Below are 17268 nucleotides of genomic sequence, written 5' to 3'. Positions count from 1 at the left end.
TGTCAAGTCGGCGCGTTCACTTTGTGGCCGAACAGTCACGGTAATGGATGTTAAATGACAAAACTCAGGTATTGCCGAGGTTTTTGACGGGAGGCGCTGCATGAGTAGGGCCACCGCTCGGCAGCGAAAATGAAATGGATGATTGCCAACGCGCCTTCACTGTATATAATCCCAGTCACTGTATAAAAAGCCAGAGCGCCCCTCATGATCAAACTGACGCCACGCCAGGCTGAAATCCTGGGTTTCATCAAACGCTGCCTGGAAGACAACGGGTTCCCGCCGACACGTGCGGAAATCGCTCAGGAGCTGGGCTTTAAATCGCCCAACGCGGCGGAAGAGCACCTCAAGGCCCTGGCCCGCAAAGGCGCCATCGAAATGACTCCCGGTGCTTCACGCGGCATTCGCATCCCCGGCTTCGAAGCGCGGCCGGATGACAGCAGCCTGCCAGTCATCGGCCGCGTTGCAGCAGGTGCACCGATCCTGGCTCAGCAACACATTGAAGAGTCCTGCAACATCAACCCTTCCTTCTTCCACCCCAGCGCCAACTACCTGTTGCGCGTTCACGGCATGAGTATGAAGGACGTCGGCATTCTGGATGGCGACCTGCTCGCCGTGCACACCACACGCGAGGCCCGCAACGGCCAGATCGTGGTTGCCCGGATTGGCGATGAAGTGACCGTCAAGCGTTTCAAGCGTGAAGGCAGCAAGGTCTGGCTGCTGGCGGAGAACCCTGACTTCGCACCCATCGAGGTCGATCTCAAGGATCAGGAACTGGTGATCGAAGGTTTGAGCGTCGGCGTCATTCGCCGCTAAGGAGACGTTATGCAGTTCCATCAAGCACCGCATTCGCAATTGCCGCTGTTCGAGGCGTTTCTGGCTCAGCCCATCGCCCCGCTGCTCACAGATGCAGTCGAAACGCCGTGGGGCGATGAACCAGAGCCCTTCAGTGAACTGTCATTGCGCGGCGCTGCCGGGAACTGCCTCAACCTTCTGGCCCCTATTCTTCGGGAACTGAGTGAGGAGCTGGATGCGCGCTGGCTGACACTTATCGCACCGCCATCCAGCCTGACGCAGACATGGCTGCGCGATGCCGGGCTGAACAGGGAGCGGATTCTTCTTCTGCAGCCACGCGGCACGCAAAGCGTACTGGAGTTGACTCGCGAAGCACTTCGACTGGGGCGTAGTCATACGGTGGTGAGCTGGATCAACCCGCTAGGCGCCATAGCGCGTCAGCAACTGATCAGTGCAGCAAAAATCGGGGAAGCACAGAGCCTGAACATCCGGCTGGGCTAAGGCCCAGTCGTCGATCAATGCAGAACGTGAGGCACATCATCCTTTTCGATTTCGCCTTCCGCCAAGCGGCCAGCCATCTGCACACCCACACTCAACATGGCTTTGGCGACTTCGACATGCTGACCCTGCATGAAAGCTTTGGCATCCGCAGAGAAATCAAGCGTTACCAGAGAACCCTCGTCATCGGCACGACGCAGCTCGATACGTCCGTCAGGTAGTTCGACAATTTCCAGGAAAGAGGTAGGCATTGGTACAGTTACTCCGCGATAAGCCGGCATTGTAACAGCCTGCCAGCCCTTACTTCATTGGTTTTCAGCACTCGCTCAGGCCTTCACGAAAACGGATGGCCAACCCTTTAAGCTGTTGGCGCCAATTTTCGAGCTCTTCACGTGAGAGTTCAGACTCCGGCTCTGCGTCCAGGTTCACTGCCTGTATCATCGGCTGCGTGACATCACCCTTGAGCTTTTTCGGCGCTCGCGGTGGCTCATACAACGCGTTATAGGCTGCCAGCAGTTGCGCAAGCCATGTCTGGCGATTCTGGGCGAGCTCTACCAGCTCGGCCATTTCGGGAATGGCGATGGCGTTCAGCACCTCTTGCGTCAACAACTCTTCCGCACGTCGCGCACTGGCTTGCGGCAGACGGTAGTAACCTGCGATCTCATGACACAGGCCCAGCAGCGCACCATACAGATGAAACAGCGCGGACTCGCGTTCTGCCTGCAGCAACGCAGGAGAGTTCACCGCCTGCCCCTTCTCCGCCCTCCCCAACGCTTCGAGCGAGAGCCCTGCGAAATAGATTTTCTGGTTGGTACGGGTATAGAGCTCATGAGCCATGGCGACACTCTCCATAACGATAGGATAGAGAACAGCATAGCCTGCGGCACTTGGGCCGTCCGGCGAAACAGGCGGATGCCTATCGAAAACAGCGCCCGGCTCACTTGAGCCGGGCGCTTGCGATCAACGCTTGTCTTCAACCTTCCAGGCGCTGCCGTCATAGAACGCACGCCAGCCGGTAGGCTTGCCTTCTACTTCGGTCTGGACGTATTGCTCTTTGGTCTTGCGGCTGTAGCGGATCACTGCTGGACGACCGTCCGGATCCTTCTTCGGCGCTTCGCAAAGGAAGTGATACTTGGGATCGATTTCGTCCTTGTGCGGGGCGATTTCGATGACCAGCGGTGCGCGGGTTTCGCGATTCTTCGGAAACTGGCTGGCGGCCAGGAACAGGCCCGAAGCCCCATCACGCAGGATATACGTATCGTCAACCTTGTCGCACTTGAGCTCCGGCATTTTCACCGGGTCCATCTTCGGCGGCGCCGCGTCACCGCTTTTCAGCAGTTTGCGGGTGTTCTTGCAGTCCGGGTTGGTGCAGCCAAAGAACTTGCCGAAACGGCCGGTCTTGAGCTGCATCTCGCTGCCACACTTGTCACACTCCAGGCTCGGACCTTCATAGCCTTTGATGCGATAAGTGCCTTCCTCGATCTCGTAACCGGTGCAATCGGGGTTGTTGCCGCAAATATGCAGCTTGTGCTTCTCGTCCAGCAGGTAGGCGTCCATCGCCGTGCTGCAGATCGGGCAACGATGCTTGCCGCGCAGAACACGCGACTCGGACTCACCCTCATCATCGTCGGCAATTTCGTCGCCGGGAGTCAGATTGACGGTCGCCTTGCAGCGTTCCTTGGGTGGCAGGCTGTAGCCGGAGCAACCCAGGAAAACGCCCGTCGAGGCCGTACGGATCTGCATTGGACGGCCGCACACCTTGCACGGGATATCGGTCATCACTGGCTGGTTGGCACGCATACCGCCATCAGCGGCCTCGGCCACCTCAAGCTTTTTACGGAAATCGCCGTAGAACTCGTCCAGCACGTTCTTCCAGTCGCGCTCACCCTGAGCCACGTCGTCGAGATTTTCTTCCATCCCGGCGGTAAAGCCATAGTCCATCAGGTTGGAAAAGCTTTCGGACAGACGTCCAGTGACGATGTCGCCCATCTTTTCCGAGTAGAAGCGGCGGTTATGCAACGCCACGTAGCCACGGTCCTGGATGGTCGAGATGATCGCTGCGTAGGTCGACGGGCGACCGATGCCACGCTTTTCCATTTCCTTGACCAGGCTCGCTTCCGAGTAACGCGCAGGCGGCTTGGTGAAGTGCTGGCTTGGGTCGAGCTTGTTCAGTTTCAGGGTTTCGCCCTGGGCCATGTCCGGCAGAACGTCGTCATCGCCCGGCTTGGCCATCTGCGGCAGCGCACGGGTGTAACCGTCGAACTTGAGGATTCGGCCCTTGGCGCGCAACTCGAAATCGCTCGCGGCGACCGTAACGGTGGTCGACAGGTATTGCGCAGGCAGCATCTGGCAGGCCACGAACTGACGCCAGATCAACTCGTAAAGACGCTCGGCGTCACGCTCCATCCCGGTCAGTTTGCTCGGGTGAGTGTTGACGTCGGAAGGACGAATCGCTTCGTGAGCTTCTTGCGCGCCTTCCTTGCTGCTGTAGACGTTGGGCGACTCCGGCAGGTACTTCTTGCCGAATTCGGTTTCGATGTAGTCGCGCGCCATGCTGACGGCATCAGCCGACAGGTTGGTCGAGTCGGTACGCATGTAAGTGATGTAGCCCGCTTCGTACAAGCGCTGAGCCATCATCATGGTCTTCTTCACGCCGTAGCCCAGACGATTGCTCGCCGCCTGCTGCAGGGTCGAGGTGATGAATGGCGCCGACGGCTTGCTGCTGGTCGGCTTGTCTTCACGCTTGACGATGCTGTAGCTGGACGCCTTGAGCTTTTCAAGGGCGGCCATGGCCTGGCTTTCATTCAGCGGCTTGAACGCTTCGCCATTTTCACGCGCCACTTCGAAACGCACATTGGCGCCCTTGGCGGTGCCCAGATCGGCGTGGATCTCCCAGTATTCCTCAGGGTTGAACGCACGGATTTCACGTTCGCGCTCGACTACCAGTTTTACTGCGACCGACTGCACACGTCCGGCAGACAAGCCACGGGCAACTTTCTGCCAGAGCAGCGGCGAGACCATGTAGCCGACGACGCGGTCGAGGAAGCGACGCGCCTGCTGGGCGTTAACCCGGGCAATATCCAGTTCGCCTGGCTTGGAAAACGCTTCCTGAATGGCTTTCTTGGTGATTTCGTTGAACACCACGCGCTTGTAGCGGCTGTCATCACCCCCGATGGCTTCGCGCAGGTGCCAGGCAATGGCTTCCCCTTCGCGGTCCAAGTCCGTCGCGAGATAGATGATGTCGGCATCCTTGGCGAGCTTGCGCAGCTCTTCAATGACCTTTTCCTTGCCGGGGAGGATCTCGTACTTGGCTTTCCAGCCGTGTTCCGGGTCGACTCCCATGCGCGAGACCAGCTGGCGTTGCGCCTTTTCTTTCGGCGTCAGTACCGGGCCTTCGCCCGCGGCAGCCTTGCCACGCTTGGCGGCAGGATCTTTGGCGGCACTCGCCGAACCGCTGGTGGGCAGGTCTCGGATATGGCCGATACTCGACTTCACCACGTACTGGTTGCCCAAATACTTGTTGATGGTCTTGGCCTTAGCCGGGGATTCCACGATGACCAGCGATTTGCCCATGGATCAGAAAATTCCTGAATACTAGATGAAAGACAGTGAGGAGCTTGTAAAGGCCACGCTATATATAGTGGCTACAAGGTGAGGTCAAGCACAGCCTGTTGTGCAATCGCCTCTCACGTTCGGGAAAACAGGCTGGGTTCAGCCTCAACCAGAGCAAAGCGCGGGACGTGCTCGCCGTCAACCTCGACCGACTCCAGAAACATGTTCAAGGGACGTACCCACATGCCGAAATCGCCGTACAAAGCCTGATAAAACACGACTTCCTCTTCGGTTTCGGAATGTTTTGCAACGCTGAAAACCCGGTAGTGCGGGCCCTTGTAATGGCGATAGAGCCCTGGTTGCAGCTGCATGTTGCGGTCCCCTTGTAACACGTCCAAAAAATTTGCCTGAAACCATTTTTTCAAAAAACAAAAGCCGGGGCACCAAGCCCCGGCTCGCATCACACTCGGGAATCAGACGCGTTCGAAAACGGTCGCGATGCCCTGACCCAGACCAATACACATGGTCGATACACCAAAGGTGCCGCCATTCTGCTTCATGACGTTGAGCAGAGTGCCGGAGATGCGTGCACCGGAACACCCGAAAGGATGCCCCAGAGCGATGGCGCCGCCGTGCAGGTTAACCTTCTCGTTCATCTTGTCGAGCACTTTCAAATCTTTCAACACCGGCAAGGCCTGTGCAGCGAAGGCTTCGTTGAGTTCGAAGAAGTCGATATCGGCAATACTCAGGCCGGCGCGCTTGAGCGCTTTCTGGGTGGCCGGAACCGGACCATAGCCCATGATTGCGGGGTCGACACCGGCCACCGCCATGGAGCGTATCACCGCCATCGGCTGGATACCGAGGTCCTGGGCACGCTGGGCCGACATGACGATCATGCACGATGCACCGTCAGTGATCTGCGAGGACGTACCGGCAGTCACGGTGCCACCTTTTGGATTGAAGGCAGGCTTGAGTGCCGCCAGACTTTCCAGGGTCGTGTCCGGCCGGATGGTTTCATCGTAGTCGAAGACCTTGAGGAATCCGTTCTCGTCGTAACCCTGCATCGGGATGATCTCGTCCTTGAACTTGCCTTCCAGCGTCGCCTTGTGCGCCAGCTGGTGGGAACGCAGACCGAAAGCGTCCTGCTGCTCGCGGGTGATGCCGTGCATTTTTCCGAGCATTTCGGCGGTCAGGCCCATCATGCCGGAGGCCTTGGCAGCGTGCAGGGACATATGCGGGTTCGGGTCAACGCCGTGCATCATGCTGACATGGCCCATGTGCTCGACACCGCCGATGACGAACACATCACCGTTGTTGGTCATGATTGCCTGAGCAGCCGTGTGCAGCGCGCTCATGGACGAACCACAAAGACGGCTTACCGTCTGGGCGGCCGAGGTGTGCGGGATCTGGGTCAGCAATGACGCCATGCGCGCGATGTTCCAGCCCTGCTCCAGGGTCTGGTTGACGCAGCCCCAGATCACGTCCTCGACTTCAGCCGGGTCGACCTTGTTGTTGCGCTCGAGCAACTTGCTGATCAGGTGCGCGGACATATCTTCGGCGCGGGTATTGCGGTGCATGCCGCCCTTGGAGCGGCCCATCGGGGTGCGACCGAAGTCAACAATCACGACGTCTCTTGGATTAAGGCTCATTGGTTCATTCCTCGGAAGACGCTTGACCGAAGAAGCTCTGGCCTTTGGCGGCCATCTCACGCAGCTTCGTGGTCGGTTGATACAGGGCACCCAGTTCGGCGTATTGGTCAGCCAGGGCAACGAATTCGGCAACACCGATGGAATCGATGTAGCGCAGCGCGCCGCCACGGAACGGAGGGAAACCGATACCGTAGATCAGGCCCATGTCAGCCTCGGCAGCGGTTTCGACAATACCGTCTTCCAGGCAGCGGACCGTTTCCAGGCACAGCGGGATCATCATCCAGTTGACGATGTCTTCATCGCTGACTTCGCGCTGCTCGTAGACAATCGGCTTGAGCACGTCCAGCACTGCCGGGTCATTGACCTTCTTGGGCTTGCCCTTCTTGTCGGTCTCGTACGCGTAGAAACCCTTGCCGTTCTTCTGCCCGAGGCGCTTGGCGTCGTACAGAGCGTCGATCGCAGAGCGGCGATCATCTTTCATGCGATCAGGGAAACCTTCGGCCATGACATCACGACCGTGGTGGCCGGTGTCGATACCGACCACGTCCATCAGGTAGGCAGGGCCCATCGGCCAGCCGAATTTCTCCATGACCTTGTCGATGCGCACAAAATCCACGCCCGCACTGACCAGTCTGGCGAAACCACCGAAGTACGGGAACAACACGCGGTTGACCAGAAAGCCCGGGCAGTCGTTGACCACGATCGGGTTCTTGCCCATTTTCTTGGCGTAGGCAACGGTCGTGGCGACCGCTTCTTCACTAGATTTCTCGCCACGGATCACTTCCACCAGCGGCATCATGTGCACAGGGTTGAAGAAGTGCATGCCGACGAAGTTTTCCGGGCGCTTGAGGGCCTGGGCCAGCAGGCTGATCGAGATGGTCGAGGTGTTGGACGCCAGAATGGTGTTTTCACCCACATTGGCTTCGACTTCGGCCAGTACCGCCTGCTTGACCTTGGGGTTCTCGACGACTGCTTCGACGACCAGATCGACATTGCCGAAATCGCCGTAGGACAGCGTCGGACGAATGGCGTTAAGCGCTTCGGCCATCTTCGCTGCGGTCAGACGACCTTTCTCCAGGCGACCGCCAAGCAGTTTGGACGCTTCGTTCAGACCCAGTTGAATGGCCTCTTCGCGGATATCCTTCATCAGGATCGGCGTGCCTTTGACTGCCGACTGGTAGGCAATGCCGCCGCCCATGATCCCGGCGCCCAGCACGGCCGCCTGCTTCACGTCCTTGGCAATCTTGTCGTAGCCCTTGGCTTTCTTTTTCAGTTCCTGATCGTTCAGGAACAGGCCGATCAGACTCTGCGCGGCTGCAGTCTTGGCCATTTTCACGAAACCGGCGGCTTCGATCTCCAGTGCCTTGTCACGACCGAAGTTGGCGGCTTTCTGAATGGTCTTGATGGCTTCGACCGGGGCCGGATAGTTCGGGCCGGCCTGACCTGCGACGAAGCCCTTGGCGGTTTCGAATGCCATCATCTGTTCGATGGCATTGAGCTTGAGCTTGTCCAGCTTCGGCTGACGCTTGGCCTTGTAATCGAACTCGCCGGAAATGGCGCGCTGGATCAAATCAAGGGCGGCGGCCTGCAGCTTGTCGGGCGCTACCACTGCGTCCACGGCACCGACCTTGAGAGCGTCTTCCGCAGCGTTTTCCTTACCCGAGGCAATCCACTCGATTGCGTTGTCGGCACCAATGATGCGTGGCAGACGCACGGTGCCGCCGAAACCCGGGTACAGGCCCAGCTTGACCTCGGGCAGACCGACGCGAGCGCTACTGGCGATGACTCGATAGTCTGCGGCCAGGCACATTTCCAGACCGCCGCCCAACGCGATACCGTTGATTGCCACGACAGTCGGCACGTTCAGGTCTTCGAAATCACTGAAAATCCTGTTCGCTTCCAGATTGCCGGCGACCAGCTCAGCTTCCGGCAACTTGAAGTTGTCGACGAATTCGGTGATATCGGCGCCGACAATGAATGAATCTTTGCCACTGGTAACAATCACGCCCTTGATCGATGCGTCGGCCTTGACCGCATCGACTGCCTGGCGGAACTCATTGAGGGTGAGACGGTTGAACTTGTTGACGGACTCACCCTTGAGGTCGAAATTCAATTCGACGATGCCACTTTCAAGAGCCTTAACCGTGATGGCTTTACCTTCGTAAATCATCAACTGATCTCCACAATATGGAAGCTGAACAATACCCGCCGGACCTCAATGTCCGACGGGGCTACGACGTCGCCGTCGATGAACACGCCAAATCACACGCTTACCGCCGCGACGTGGTAGTCGGGATTCTGTCAGAGCTCTCTGACGACCAAACGCTCATTTCATACGCCCGTTTGATTTGGGTACGCACACCATCAGGCATAACCACACGATTGTCAATTCGACAAAACACCTGAAAATCCACGTATTAACAGGAGCATGCGCAGGCTTCATAATGCCCACGAAGACCTACGATCCTCCATCATTCGCAGTAATGATAGTGGCCATTCGAATGCCCTGCAGCTGCCGCATGGGGCACGCGGTAATACGCCGCCACACCAGGCCTGGCGGGCTTCTGCATGACGATAGCCATGCCGCGTGACATTCGATAGGCGCAGCGAACAATTAGCCAGAAACGCACCGTACGAGGGCACGCGCAAAAAATATTTGCAGGAATCGCGACAAAAAGGAGCAAAAGGTCTAGAGTCGCAGCACTGCGCCACAAGAGGCTCGCAATGCAGCTGATTTGCGGGTGCGCAACAGCGAAAGCCGACATGGCGGCGAAAGCCTGTCGGCACGCGACGAATTATCGGCCTGCCTGGCCAACCCCGGCCCGATGTTGTTATCGGGCTTTTTAATGCCTGCGATTCAGGGTCAGGCCAGGGCCTTGAGCAGCGCATCAATACGCTGTAACACTTCTGCCTCGCCCCGCTCCGCCCAGTACACAGCAACCAGCTGCCCGTCAGCCTCGACCTTGTAGGCATCCACGGGCAATGTTTGCAGGTAAGGCAGCAGCTTCGCGTCTTCGCAAGGCTCGCGCCAGCGGTTGCGCCACACGCCCGGCTCGCTTTGCCAGTACACCCAGGCATCTGCATGTGAGCCCAGGCGCGGGCGATGGTACTGCGCGCAAGGGCTGGGCGGCTCCTTGCTTAGCCAGTGCGGCCACTCCTGCGGGGTCAGTTGCATGCCCATGCCCAGGCGCCGCGCCTGCATGCGCAACGCCATCCTGCCGCTCTGCTGGCGCGAGGGACGCAGCCACACCAGTGGACTCAACATCACACCAATGATTGACAGGACTATCCAGACCGTCATATTTCTTGCCCCCAGCCGATTTCAGGCTCTTTACAACATTCTAGAAAACAATGACTTGCACATGGGTCTGCCCAGATGCGAACGAAAGAGCCATACTCCCATCATTGCAATTCTCCCGGAGGACACCCTCATGCCATACAAACACATTCTGGTTGCCATCGACCTCACCGATGAGTGTGACCCGGTCATACGTCGCGCCAGCGGGCTGGCCAAGGCCAGCGGGGCAAAACTGTCGGTCGTGCACATCGTCGAACCGATCGCCATGGCGTTCGGCGGCGACGTGCCGATGGACCTTTCACAGTTGCAACAGCAACAGATCGATCAGGCCAGGCAGAAGCTAGCAAAGCTGGAGGACAAGTATCCGGAACTGGAGAACAGCAAAAGCCACATGGTGTTCGGCCAGCCCCGCCAGGAAATCCACAAGCTGGCCAAGAGTGAAGAATGCGACCTGATCGTTGTCGGCAGCCATGGCCGTCACGGCCTGGCCCTGCTGCTCGGCTCGACCGCCAACGACGTCCTGCACGGCGCACCCTGCGATGTGCTGGCAGTAAGCCTCAAGAAACCCGAGTAAGCTGACCCGCCACAGAGAAAAGCCCGGTTAACCCGGGCTTTTCTGCATGTCAGGAACGCGCCGGACTATCACTCGTCCAGCTCGGCCCAACGCTCCAGCAGCTTGTCCAGCTCGGCCTGCAGGTTTTCCAGCTGCGCCAGCACGGCTGCAGTCTGCTCCGCCGAGCGCTGATAGAAGCCCGGCTCGGCCATTTCCGCGTTCAGCGCGGCCATCTTGCCTTCGACTTCATCGATCTGCGCAGGCAGCGCCTCCAGTTCGCGCTGAAGCTTGTAGCTGAGCTTCTTCTTCGCCACCGGCATGTCCTGAGCGGCGACCGGCGCGGCCTGCACCACAGCGCTGGCCAGCTCGGCCTTGCCCGACTTGGTGTCGGCGACGCCCAGCAGACGCGGCGAACCGCCCTGACGCAGCCAGTCCTGATAACCACCCACGTATTCGCGAACCTTGCCCTCGCCTTCGAACACCAGAGTACTGGTGACGACGTTGTCCAGAAATGCCCGGTCGTGACTGACCATCAGCACGGTGCCTTTGAAGGTCAGCAGAACCTCTTCGAGCAGCTCCAGGGTTTCGACGTCCAGGTCGTTGGTCGGTTCGTCGAGCACCAGCAGGTTGGCTGGCTTGCTGAACAGCTTGGCCAGCAACAGACGGGCTCGTTCACCGCCGGACAGCGCCTTGACCGGCGTGCGGGCACGCTGCGGGCTGAACAGGAAGTCGCCGAGGTAGCTCAGCACATGACGGCTCTGGCCGTCGATGTCGATGAAATCACGTCCCTCGGCAACGTTGTCGATTACGGTCTTTTCCAGATCGAGCTGGTGACGCAACTGGTCGAAATAGGCCACGTCCAGACGCGTACCGACTTCAACCTTGCCGGCAGTCGGCTGCAGGTTGTCGAGCATCAGCTTGAGCAGCGTGGTCTTGCCGGTACCGTTGGCACCGAGCAGACCGATACGGTCTTCGCGCTGCAGGACCATGGAAAAGTCCTTGATCAGGGTCGGCCCGCCCGGATGAGCGAAGCTGACGTTCTCAAGGATCATGACCTGCTTGCCGGATTTCTCGGCAGTGTCGAGCTGAATGTTGGCCTTGCCGGTACGCTCACGGCGCTCGCTGCGCTCTACACGCAGCTCCTTGAGCGCCCGCACGCGACCTTCGTTACGGGTACGACGCGCCTTGATGCCCTGACGGATCCAGACCTCTTCCTGGGCCAGACGCTTGTCGAACAGTGCGTTAGCGGTCTCTTCGGCAGCCAGCGCGGCTTCCTTGTGGACCAGGAAACTGGCGTAGTCACCGTCCCAGTCGATCAGGCCGCCGCGGTCCAGCTCAAGGATGCGGGTCGCAAGGTTTTGCAGGAATGCCCGGTCGTGCGTGATAAACAGCACTGCACCCTGGAAATCCTTGAGGGCTTCTTCAAGCCAGGCGATGGCGCCGATATCCAGGTGGTTGGTCGGCTCGTCGAGCAACAGCAGGTCCGGCTCGGACACCAGCGCCTGGGCCAGCAGAACACGGCGACGCCAGCCACCGGACAATTCGGCCAGGGTCTTGTCGGCAGGCAGCTGCAAGCGGCTGAGAGTGCTATCGACCAACTGTTGCAGGCGCCACCCATCACGGGCTTCGAGGTCCTGCTGAACATGCATCAGCTTGTTCAGGTCTTCCTCGGTGACGCAGTTCTGCGCCAAGTGATGGTACTCGGCCAGCAAGGCACCGACGCCATCCAGACCTTCGGCAACCACGTCGAACACCGTCCGTCCGTCGGCTACCGGCAATTCCTGGGGCAATTCGCCGATCTTGAGGCCGGGCGCGCGCCAGACAGCCCCGTCATCAGGCTTCTGAACGCCTTTTACCAGCTTCAACATGCTGGATTTGCCTGTGCCGTTACGGCCGATGATGCACACCCGCTCGCCACGGGCGATCTGCCAGGACACCTTGTCCAATAACGGCATGGCGCCGAAAGCAAGGGACACATCGCTGAATTTGAGCAGGGTCATGAGCTTCTCCAAAAACCGGGCGCGCATTCTACCTGAGATAGCAGGCAGATGTCGGCATTCATGGCACCGCCGCGCGCCTCGACAAGACTTTATGACCGCCAATTATTTCCATATGAGACAAGCTCGTCGGCAATGCTTTCACCAAGAGCTGGCAAAAGGCTAAGCTAGCAATACTTTTCACCGACTCATCTGCTCGGAAGTCTCATGCGCAGTCGTTTGTTCAGCTTTTTATCGTGCCTGCTCCTCTCCGCCACCGCCGTCCAGACTGCTCATGCGGTAGACCTCAACCAACAACGCAAGTATTACGACGAAGCCAAGCGCGCACTGGCCAAGGGCGATTCCGGCCCCTACCAGATGTACGCCACGGCCCTGGCCGACTATCCGCTGGAGCCTTACCTCGAATACGACGAACTGACGGCGCGCCTGAAAACGGCAAGCAATCCCGAAATCGAGAAGTTTCTTGCCGAGCACGGCGATCTGCCGCAATCCAACTGGATGAAGCTGCGCTGGTTGCGCTGGCTGGCCGAGCGTGGCGACTGGCAAACCTTCGTCAAGTATTACGACCCGAAGATGAAATTCGTCGAGCTGGACTGCCTGTACGGGCAGTATCAGTTGAACAGCAACAAGCGCGCCGAAGGTTTCGCCAGTGCCGAAAAGCTCTGGATGACCGGCAAGACATTACCTGCTGCCTGTGACGGTTTCTTTGCCCAGTGGGCGGCGGCCGGCCAGTTGACCGAACAGAAGCGCTGGCAGCGCGCCAAGCTGGCGGCGCAGACGCGCAATTACAGTCTGGCCAGCACGCTGGTGGACAGCCTCAACTCGCTGGCACCGCAAGGACGCCTGCTGCTGGCTGTCGCGCAGAAACCCGAGATGGTCAACAACCCGTCGCAATTTACCCCGGTAGACGAAGCGATGTCCGACGTGGTCGGTCTCGGCCTGCGCCGACTCGCCAAGCAGGACCCGCAGAAAGCCCTGTCGATGCTCGATGGCTACGCCGCGACCATGCATTTCTCCCGCGAAGAGCAGGTCGAGATTGCCAAGGAAATCGGCCTGACCCTGGCACGTCGTTATGACGACCGCGCGCTGGAGGTCATGACCAAATACGACCCTGAATTGCGTGACGACACCGTGACCGAATGGCGCCTGCGACTGCTGCTGCGTCTGGGTCGCTGGGAAGACGCCTATGAGCTCGCGCGCCGACTGCCCAAGGACCTGGCAGCGACCAATCGCTGGCGTTACTGGGAAGCCCGCTCTCTGGAACTGGCGCAACCCAACAGCCCGCTGATTGCCGCGCTGTACAAGGACGTCGCCAAGGAGCGTGACTTCTACGGTTTTCTGGCTGCCGACCGCACCCAGAGCCCGTACCAGCTCAACAACAAGCCCCTGGTGCTGAGCCAGGCGCTGATCAACAAGGTACGCAACACGCCGGGCGTGCGTCGCGCACTGGAGTTTCACGATCGCGGCGAGATCGTCAACGGTCGGCGCGAGTGGTATCACGTGAGCCGCCTGTTCAATCGTGACGAGATGGTTGCCCAGGCCAAGCTGGCCTATGACATGCAATGGTATTTCCCGGCAATCCGTACCATCAGCCAGGCGCAATACTGGGACGATCTGGATATTCGCTTCCCGATGGCACACCGCGACACGCTGGTACGCGAAGCCAAGGTACGTGGCCTGCATTCGAGCTGGGTGTTCGCCATCACGCGCCAGGAAAGCGCCTTCATGGACGATGCTCGCTCGGGCGTCGGTGCCAGCGGGCTGATGCAACTGATGCCTGCCACTGCCAAGGAGACCGCGCGCAAGTACAGCATCCCGCTGGCCTCGCCTCAGCAGGTGCTGGACCCGGACACCAATATCCAGCTGGGTGCCGCCTACCTGAGCTCGGTGCATGCGCAGTTCAACGGTAACCGGGTGCTCGCCTCAGCGGCCTACAACGCCGGCCCGGGGCGCGTGCGCCAATGGCTTAAAGGTGCCAACCATCTGGCCTTCGATGTCTGGGTAGAGAGCATTCCGTTCGATGAAACCCGTCAGTACGTGCAAAACGTGTTGTCGTACTCGGTGATCTACGGCCAGAAGCTCAACTCGCCCCAGCCTCTGGTGGACTGGCACGAGCGGTTTTTCGACGACCAGTGACCGGTCGGCAGGAGTGCTGCGCTCAGCACTCCTGCCGGACAACGGCAGTCCCCGCCCCTACTCCAGCACTTCGACGGACATGCCCACTTCAAGCTCGCCCAACCCCTCGTTGGCCACGTTCTGGCCGAACAGCACGTTGCCTTCCACTTCCCGATAAGTCTTGAGCGTGGCGAACGGTTCGCGATCTGCACTGCGCTCGCCGGTTGCCGGGTCGACAGTGGTCAGGATGCAGCGCGCGCAAGGCGTGAGCAGCTGGAATTCGATATCGCCGATGCGGATGCGCTTCCAGCCATCCTCGGCAAAGGCCTCGGCCCCTTCGATCACCAGATTGGGTCTGAAGCGCAGCATTTCCTGAGGCCTGCCCATGCGCGCTGACAGGTCATCGAGCGATCCCTGACCGATCAGCAACAGTGGAAAACCATCGGCAAAGCTCACCCGATCGTTGACCGTCTGATAGCCGCCAGGGATCCAGCGTGCACGCTCCGCCGGCAGATAGACCATACGCGTGGGCTTGCCGATAAACCGGCTGACCCATTCGGCCGCCTCATCGCCCGCATCCGGCACCTGCAGCGAGTCACGCCAGACGGTGACGCCACGCAGATTCAGGTCGATATTCAGCGGAACCGCTACGTCCAGGGGTTCGAAGCCAGGTGCCGAAAGCGTCACGCCGCCACTGGCGTTCCACAATACCGACAGTTGGGACATGTGCGGCAGCGCACGCTGAGTGAAGAACCGGCCATTGCTGGCGTCGACCAGCATCCAGCGTCGATCACCCGCCAACCCCAACGCATCGAACGATGCGCGCTGCATCGACTCGGCCTTGCAGGATTTGAGCGAGAAACGATAGAGCGAGCTAAGACGTAACATGGGCGCCGATTCCTTTGAGGGCTGGATAAGCTTTGCTGCAGACAGCAAAGCTTATCCGATGCCGGAGCCGGCGGCACTCGCGATGAAGAATCGCGCGCGGCGTCAGACAATCATCAAAAGACGTTCGCGCACGACCTCGACCAGCTTGTCGGGCTGGAACTTGGAAAGGAAGTTGTCACAGCCGACCTTCTTGACCATCGATTCGTTGAAGCTGCCGGACAACGAGGTATGCAGGACGATGTACAGACCGCGCAGACGTGCATCGTTACGAATCTCGGTGGTCAGACGGTAGCCGTCCATTTCCGGCATTTCCGCATCGGTGAACACCATCAGCAGCTTCTCATGCACGTTCTCGCCTGCATCCGCCCAGGCTTTGAGCATGTTCAGCGCCTTGAGACCATCGCTGGCGACGTGCAGCTTGAGGCCCAACTGAGACAGCGTGTCGCGCAACTGCGCCAGCGCAACCTTGGAGTCGTCGACCAGCAACACTTCGCGGCCACGGGCGTTTTCCAGCACCGGGTCTTCGAGCTTCTCGCGGGACACCTTGGCGTTGTAAGGGACGATCTCGGCGAGTACTTTTTCAACGTCGATGATCTCTACGAGTTGATCATCGACCTTGCTGATCGCGGTCAGGTAATGCTGACGACCGGCGCTGACCGGCGGCGGCATGATTGCGTCCCAGTTCATGTTGACGATGCGGTCGACACCGCCAACCAGAAAGGCTTGAACCGATCGGTTGTATTCGGTGACGATGATCGTGCTGCCTGGGCCCGGGACCAGCGGACGCATGCCGATGGCCTGGGAGAGGTCGATCACCGGAAGGGTCTGGCCGCGCAGGTTGACCACGCCGCACACAAACGAGTGGCGTTGCGGCATGAGGGTCAGTTTGGGTAGTTGCAATACTTCCTGGACCTTGAACACGTTGATCGCAAACAACTGCCGACCGGCAAGGCGAAACATGAGGATTTCCAGGCGATTCTCGCCCACCAGTTGTGTGCGCTGATCTACTGTGTCGAGAATGCCTGCCATTATTAGCTCCTGAAGCGATGGTCACGTTGATTCTGTTGAGCCTGTATCGGCTGAAATCAGCCGGACCTTAATGGCGATAAACAGCGACTCCCAAGCATTGATATCACTTTAGCATCATGCTCTACTGATGTCGCTTTCAAGACCGTAAATGCAGCCACAAACCACTACCGAAAATGCCTCGGTGCTTCTTTGCGCCCTAAGTCATAACCATATATCTGCAAAAATATCAATCAGGGATAACCTGATATGATCGACATCTATTTGCCACTATCGTGACGCTATTCTCATTCTATGAAAGGCGTCATATTCGTGTCAGCCCGCCAATCCTTGCAATCGATCGGCACTGGCAACATTCAGAAACGCCCTACATACTTTTGTTTGAAATCGACATTAACTGTCAGCCATTCGCCGCGGGCGGAAGTTCGCTATCCATGATCAGTGGAGACAAAGGATGCTGAGCCACAACGATTGGCAGCACAAGCACGACGAGTTCCTGAGCCTGTCTCAGGCACTTCTGCACAAGTCGGAAGAATGTCTTTCGCATCTGGAACTGATCCCCAACGACGAGGACGCTACCGGCTGCCTGTTGACCACCCTGCGCAAGCTGGCCCAGGAGGCAGAAGCCGTTCCTGTGCCGTGTATCGCCGATTTTTCCCACCAGCTGTGCCAGCTGTTGAAAACCGGCGGCCAGGCCAACGAGCTTTCTCAGGAAGCCCTGCTCGCCGTCAAGAACTGCCTGACACTGATGTACTGGCAAGTCGAGCTTCTCGATCCGCAAACCGGCGAGCTGACGATGGACGACCACGAGCAGCTTGAGCTGCTGGAAAAACTGGCCAGCGTCTCCGCGCAATCGGCTTCGCCGAAAGATGCAACCCGCCAATAACACTCCATCACGTC

The 17268-nt window shown here is 59.0% G+C and carries 15 protein-coding genes; 5 read left to right on the top strand and 10 right to left on the bottom strand.

The annotated features are described in order from the left end of the window. The first annotated feature begins 204 nt into the window (after nt 1-204). Complete coding sequence (gene lexA, locus JOE29_RS08685; protein WP_003315796.1) at nt 205-813, top strand: transcriptional repressor LexA; 609 nt, start codon at nt 205-207, stop codon at nt 811-813. A gap of 9 nt (nt 814-822) precedes the next feature. Beyond that, the gene (sulA, locus tag JOE29_RS08680; protein ID WP_003315797.1) at nt 823-1293 is read left to right on the top strand and encodes an SOS-induced cell division inhibitor SulA; all 471 of its coding nucleotides are present in this window, start codon (nt 823-825) and stop codon (nt 1291-1293) included. Nucleotides 1294-1307: 14 nt separating this feature from the next. On the opposite strand, the gene JOE29_RS08675 is transcribed toward sulA, so the two are convergent. From JOE29_RS08675 to JOE29_RS08645, 7 genes are all read right to left on the bottom strand, one after another. Further along, nucleotides 1308-1541, bottom strand: a complete 234-nt coding sequence (locus JOE29_RS08675; protein ID WP_003315798.1) for a hypothetical protein — start codon at nt 1539-1541, stop codon at nt 1308-1310. Nucleotides 1542-1605: 64 nt separating this feature from the next. After that, nucleotides 1606-2127, bottom strand: coding sequence for a DUF6586 family protein (locus JOE29_RS08670; protein WP_003348039.1), 522 nt, complete (start codon nt 2125-2127; stop codon nt 1606-1608). Between the two features lie 123 nt (nt 2128-2250). Then, nucleotides 2251-4863 carry a type I DNA topoisomerase gene (topA, locus tag JOE29_RS08665; RefSeq protein ID WP_016568498.1) on the bottom strand — a complete coding sequence of 871 codons (2613 nt, stop codon included), beginning with the start codon at nt 4861-4863 and terminating at the stop codon, nt 2251-2253. 113 nt (nt 4864-4976) lie between these two features. Continuing rightward, nucleotides 4977-5213, bottom strand: coding sequence for a DUF1653 domain-containing protein (locus tag JOE29_RS08660; RefSeq protein ID WP_003391619.1), 237 nt, complete (start codon nt 5211-5213; stop codon nt 4977-4979). 102 nt (nt 5214-5315) lie between these two features. After that, nucleotides 5316-6491 (bottom strand): acetyl-CoA C-acyltransferase FadA, encoded by a 1176-nt coding sequence (fadA, locus tag JOE29_RS08655; RefSeq protein ID WP_003370497.1) that lies wholly within the window; start codon nt 6489-6491, stop codon nt 5316-5318. A 4-nt stretch (nt 6492-6495) separates the two neighbouring features. Continuing rightward, nucleotides 6496-8661, bottom strand: a complete 2166-nt coding sequence (gene fadB / locus JOE29_RS08650) for a fatty acid oxidation complex subunit alpha FadB (protein ID WP_004417184.1) — start codon at nt 8659-8661, stop codon at nt 6496-6498. A 693-nt stretch (nt 8662-9354) separates the two neighbouring features. Beyond that, nucleotides 9355-9792, bottom strand: a complete 438-nt coding sequence (locus JOE29_RS08645; protein ID WP_003391608.1) for a hypothetical protein — start codon at nt 9790-9792, stop codon at nt 9355-9357. Nucleotides 9793-9922: 130 nt separating this feature from the next. Between JOE29_RS08645 and JOE29_RS08640 the strand changes: the two genes are divergently transcribed. Continuing rightward, nucleotides 9923-10363 carry a universal stress protein gene (locus JOE29_RS08640; protein WP_003391606.1) on the top strand — a complete coding sequence of 147 codons (441 nt, stop codon included), beginning with the start codon at nt 9923-9925 and terminating at the stop codon, nt 10361-10363. A 68-nt stretch (nt 10364-10431) separates the two neighbouring features. On the opposite strand, the gene JOE29_RS08635 is transcribed toward JOE29_RS08640, so the two are convergent. Next, a complete protein-coding gene (locus JOE29_RS08635; protein WP_003427133.1) occupies nt 10432-12342 on the bottom strand; it encodes an ATP-binding cassette domain-containing protein in 1911 nt (636 codons plus the stop codon). 204 nt (nt 12343-12546) lie between these two features. On the opposite strand from JOE29_RS08635, the gene JOE29_RS08630 reads away from it, so the two are divergent. Beyond that, nucleotides 12547-14475, top strand: a complete 1929-nt coding sequence (locus JOE29_RS08630; RefSeq protein ID WP_210079373.1) for a transglycosylase SLT domain-containing protein — start codon at nt 12547-12549, stop codon at nt 14473-14475. A gap of 57 nt (nt 14476-14532) precedes the next feature. On the opposite strand, the gene JOE29_RS08625 is transcribed toward JOE29_RS08630, so the two are convergent. Next, entirely contained in the window at nt 14533-15342 is an 810-nt protein-coding gene (locus tag JOE29_RS08625) for an MOSC domain-containing protein (protein WP_210079363.1), read from the bottom strand. A gap of 102 nt (nt 15343-15444) precedes the next feature. Continuing rightward, nucleotides 15445-16371, bottom strand: coding sequence for a chemotaxis protein CheV (locus tag JOE29_RS08620; protein WP_003315817.1), 927 nt, complete (start codon nt 16369-16371; stop codon nt 15445-15447). Between the two features lie 451 nt (nt 16372-16822). On the opposite strand from JOE29_RS08620, the gene JOE29_RS08615 reads away from it, so the two are divergent. Next, the gene (locus JOE29_RS08615) at nt 16823-17254 is read left to right on the top strand and encodes a hypothetical protein (protein ID WP_044313222.1); all 432 of its coding nucleotides are present in this window, start codon (nt 16823-16825) and stop codon (nt 17252-17254) included. Nucleotides 17255-17268 lie beyond the last annotated feature (14 nt).

Origin of the sequence: Pseudomonas sp. PvP009 (assembly GCF_017832995.1) — a bacterium.
GTDB lineage: Bacteria > Pseudomonadota > Gammaproteobacteria > Pseudomonadales > Pseudomonadaceae > Aquipseudomonas > Aquipseudomonas syringae.
This window is presented reverse-complemented; position numbering and strand designations above follow the sequence as displayed.

Coding starts and splice junctions, on each gene's coding strand:
- JOE29_RS08670 (WP_003348039.1), bottom strand. CDS start 2,127: ATGGCTCATGAGCTCTATACCCGTACCAACCAGAAAATCTATTTCGCA.
- topA (WP_016568498.1), bottom strand. CDS start 4,863: ATGGGCAAATCGCTGGTCATCGTGGAATCCCCGGCTAAGGCCAAGACC.
- JOE29_RS08675 (WP_003315798.1), bottom strand. CDS start 1,541: ATGCCTACCTCTTTCCTGGAAATTGTCGAACTACCTGACGGACGTATC.
- JOE29_RS08620 (WP_003315817.1), bottom strand. CDS start 16,371: ATGGCAGGCATTCTCGACACAGTAGATCAGCGCACACAACTGGTGGGC.
- JOE29_RS08630 (WP_210079373.1), top strand. CDS start 12,547: ATGCGCAGTCGTTTGTTCAGCTTTTTATCGTGCCTGCTCCTCTCCGCC.
- JOE29_RS08640 (WP_003391606.1), top strand. CDS start 9,923: ATGCCATACAAACACATTCTGGTTGCCATCGACCTCACCGATGAGTGT.
- JOE29_RS08635 (WP_003427133.1), bottom strand. CDS start 12,342: ATGACCCTGCTCAAATTCAGCGATGTGTCCCTTGCTTTCGGCGCCATG.
- JOE29_RS08645 (WP_003391608.1), bottom strand. CDS start 9,792: ATGACGGTCTGGATAGTCCTGTCAATCATTGGTGTGATGTTGAGTCCA.
- fadA (WP_003370497.1), bottom strand. CDS start 6,491: ATGAGCCTTAATCCAAGAGACGTCGTGATTGTTGACTTCGGTCGCACC.
- lexA (WP_003315796.1), top strand. CDS start 205: ATGATCAAACTGACGCCACGCCAGGCTGAAATCCTGGGTTTCATCAAA.
- sulA (WP_003315797.1), top strand. CDS start 823: ATGCAGTTCCATCAAGCACCGCATTCGCAATTGCCGCTGTTCGAGGCG.
- JOE29_RS08615 (WP_044313222.1), top strand. CDS start 16,823: ATGCTGAGCCACAACGATTGGCAGCACAAGCACGACGAGTTCCTGAGC.
- JOE29_RS08660 (WP_003391619.1), bottom strand. CDS start 5,213: ATGCAGCTGCAACCAGGGCTCTATCGCCATTACAAGGGCCCGCACTAC.
- fadB (WP_004417184.1), bottom strand. CDS start 8,661: ATGATTTACGAAGGTAAAGCCATCACGGTTAAGGCTCTTGAAAGTGGC.
- JOE29_RS08625 (WP_210079363.1), bottom strand. CDS start 15,342: ATGTTACGTCTTAGCTCGCTCTATCGTTTCTCGCTCAAATCCTGCAAG.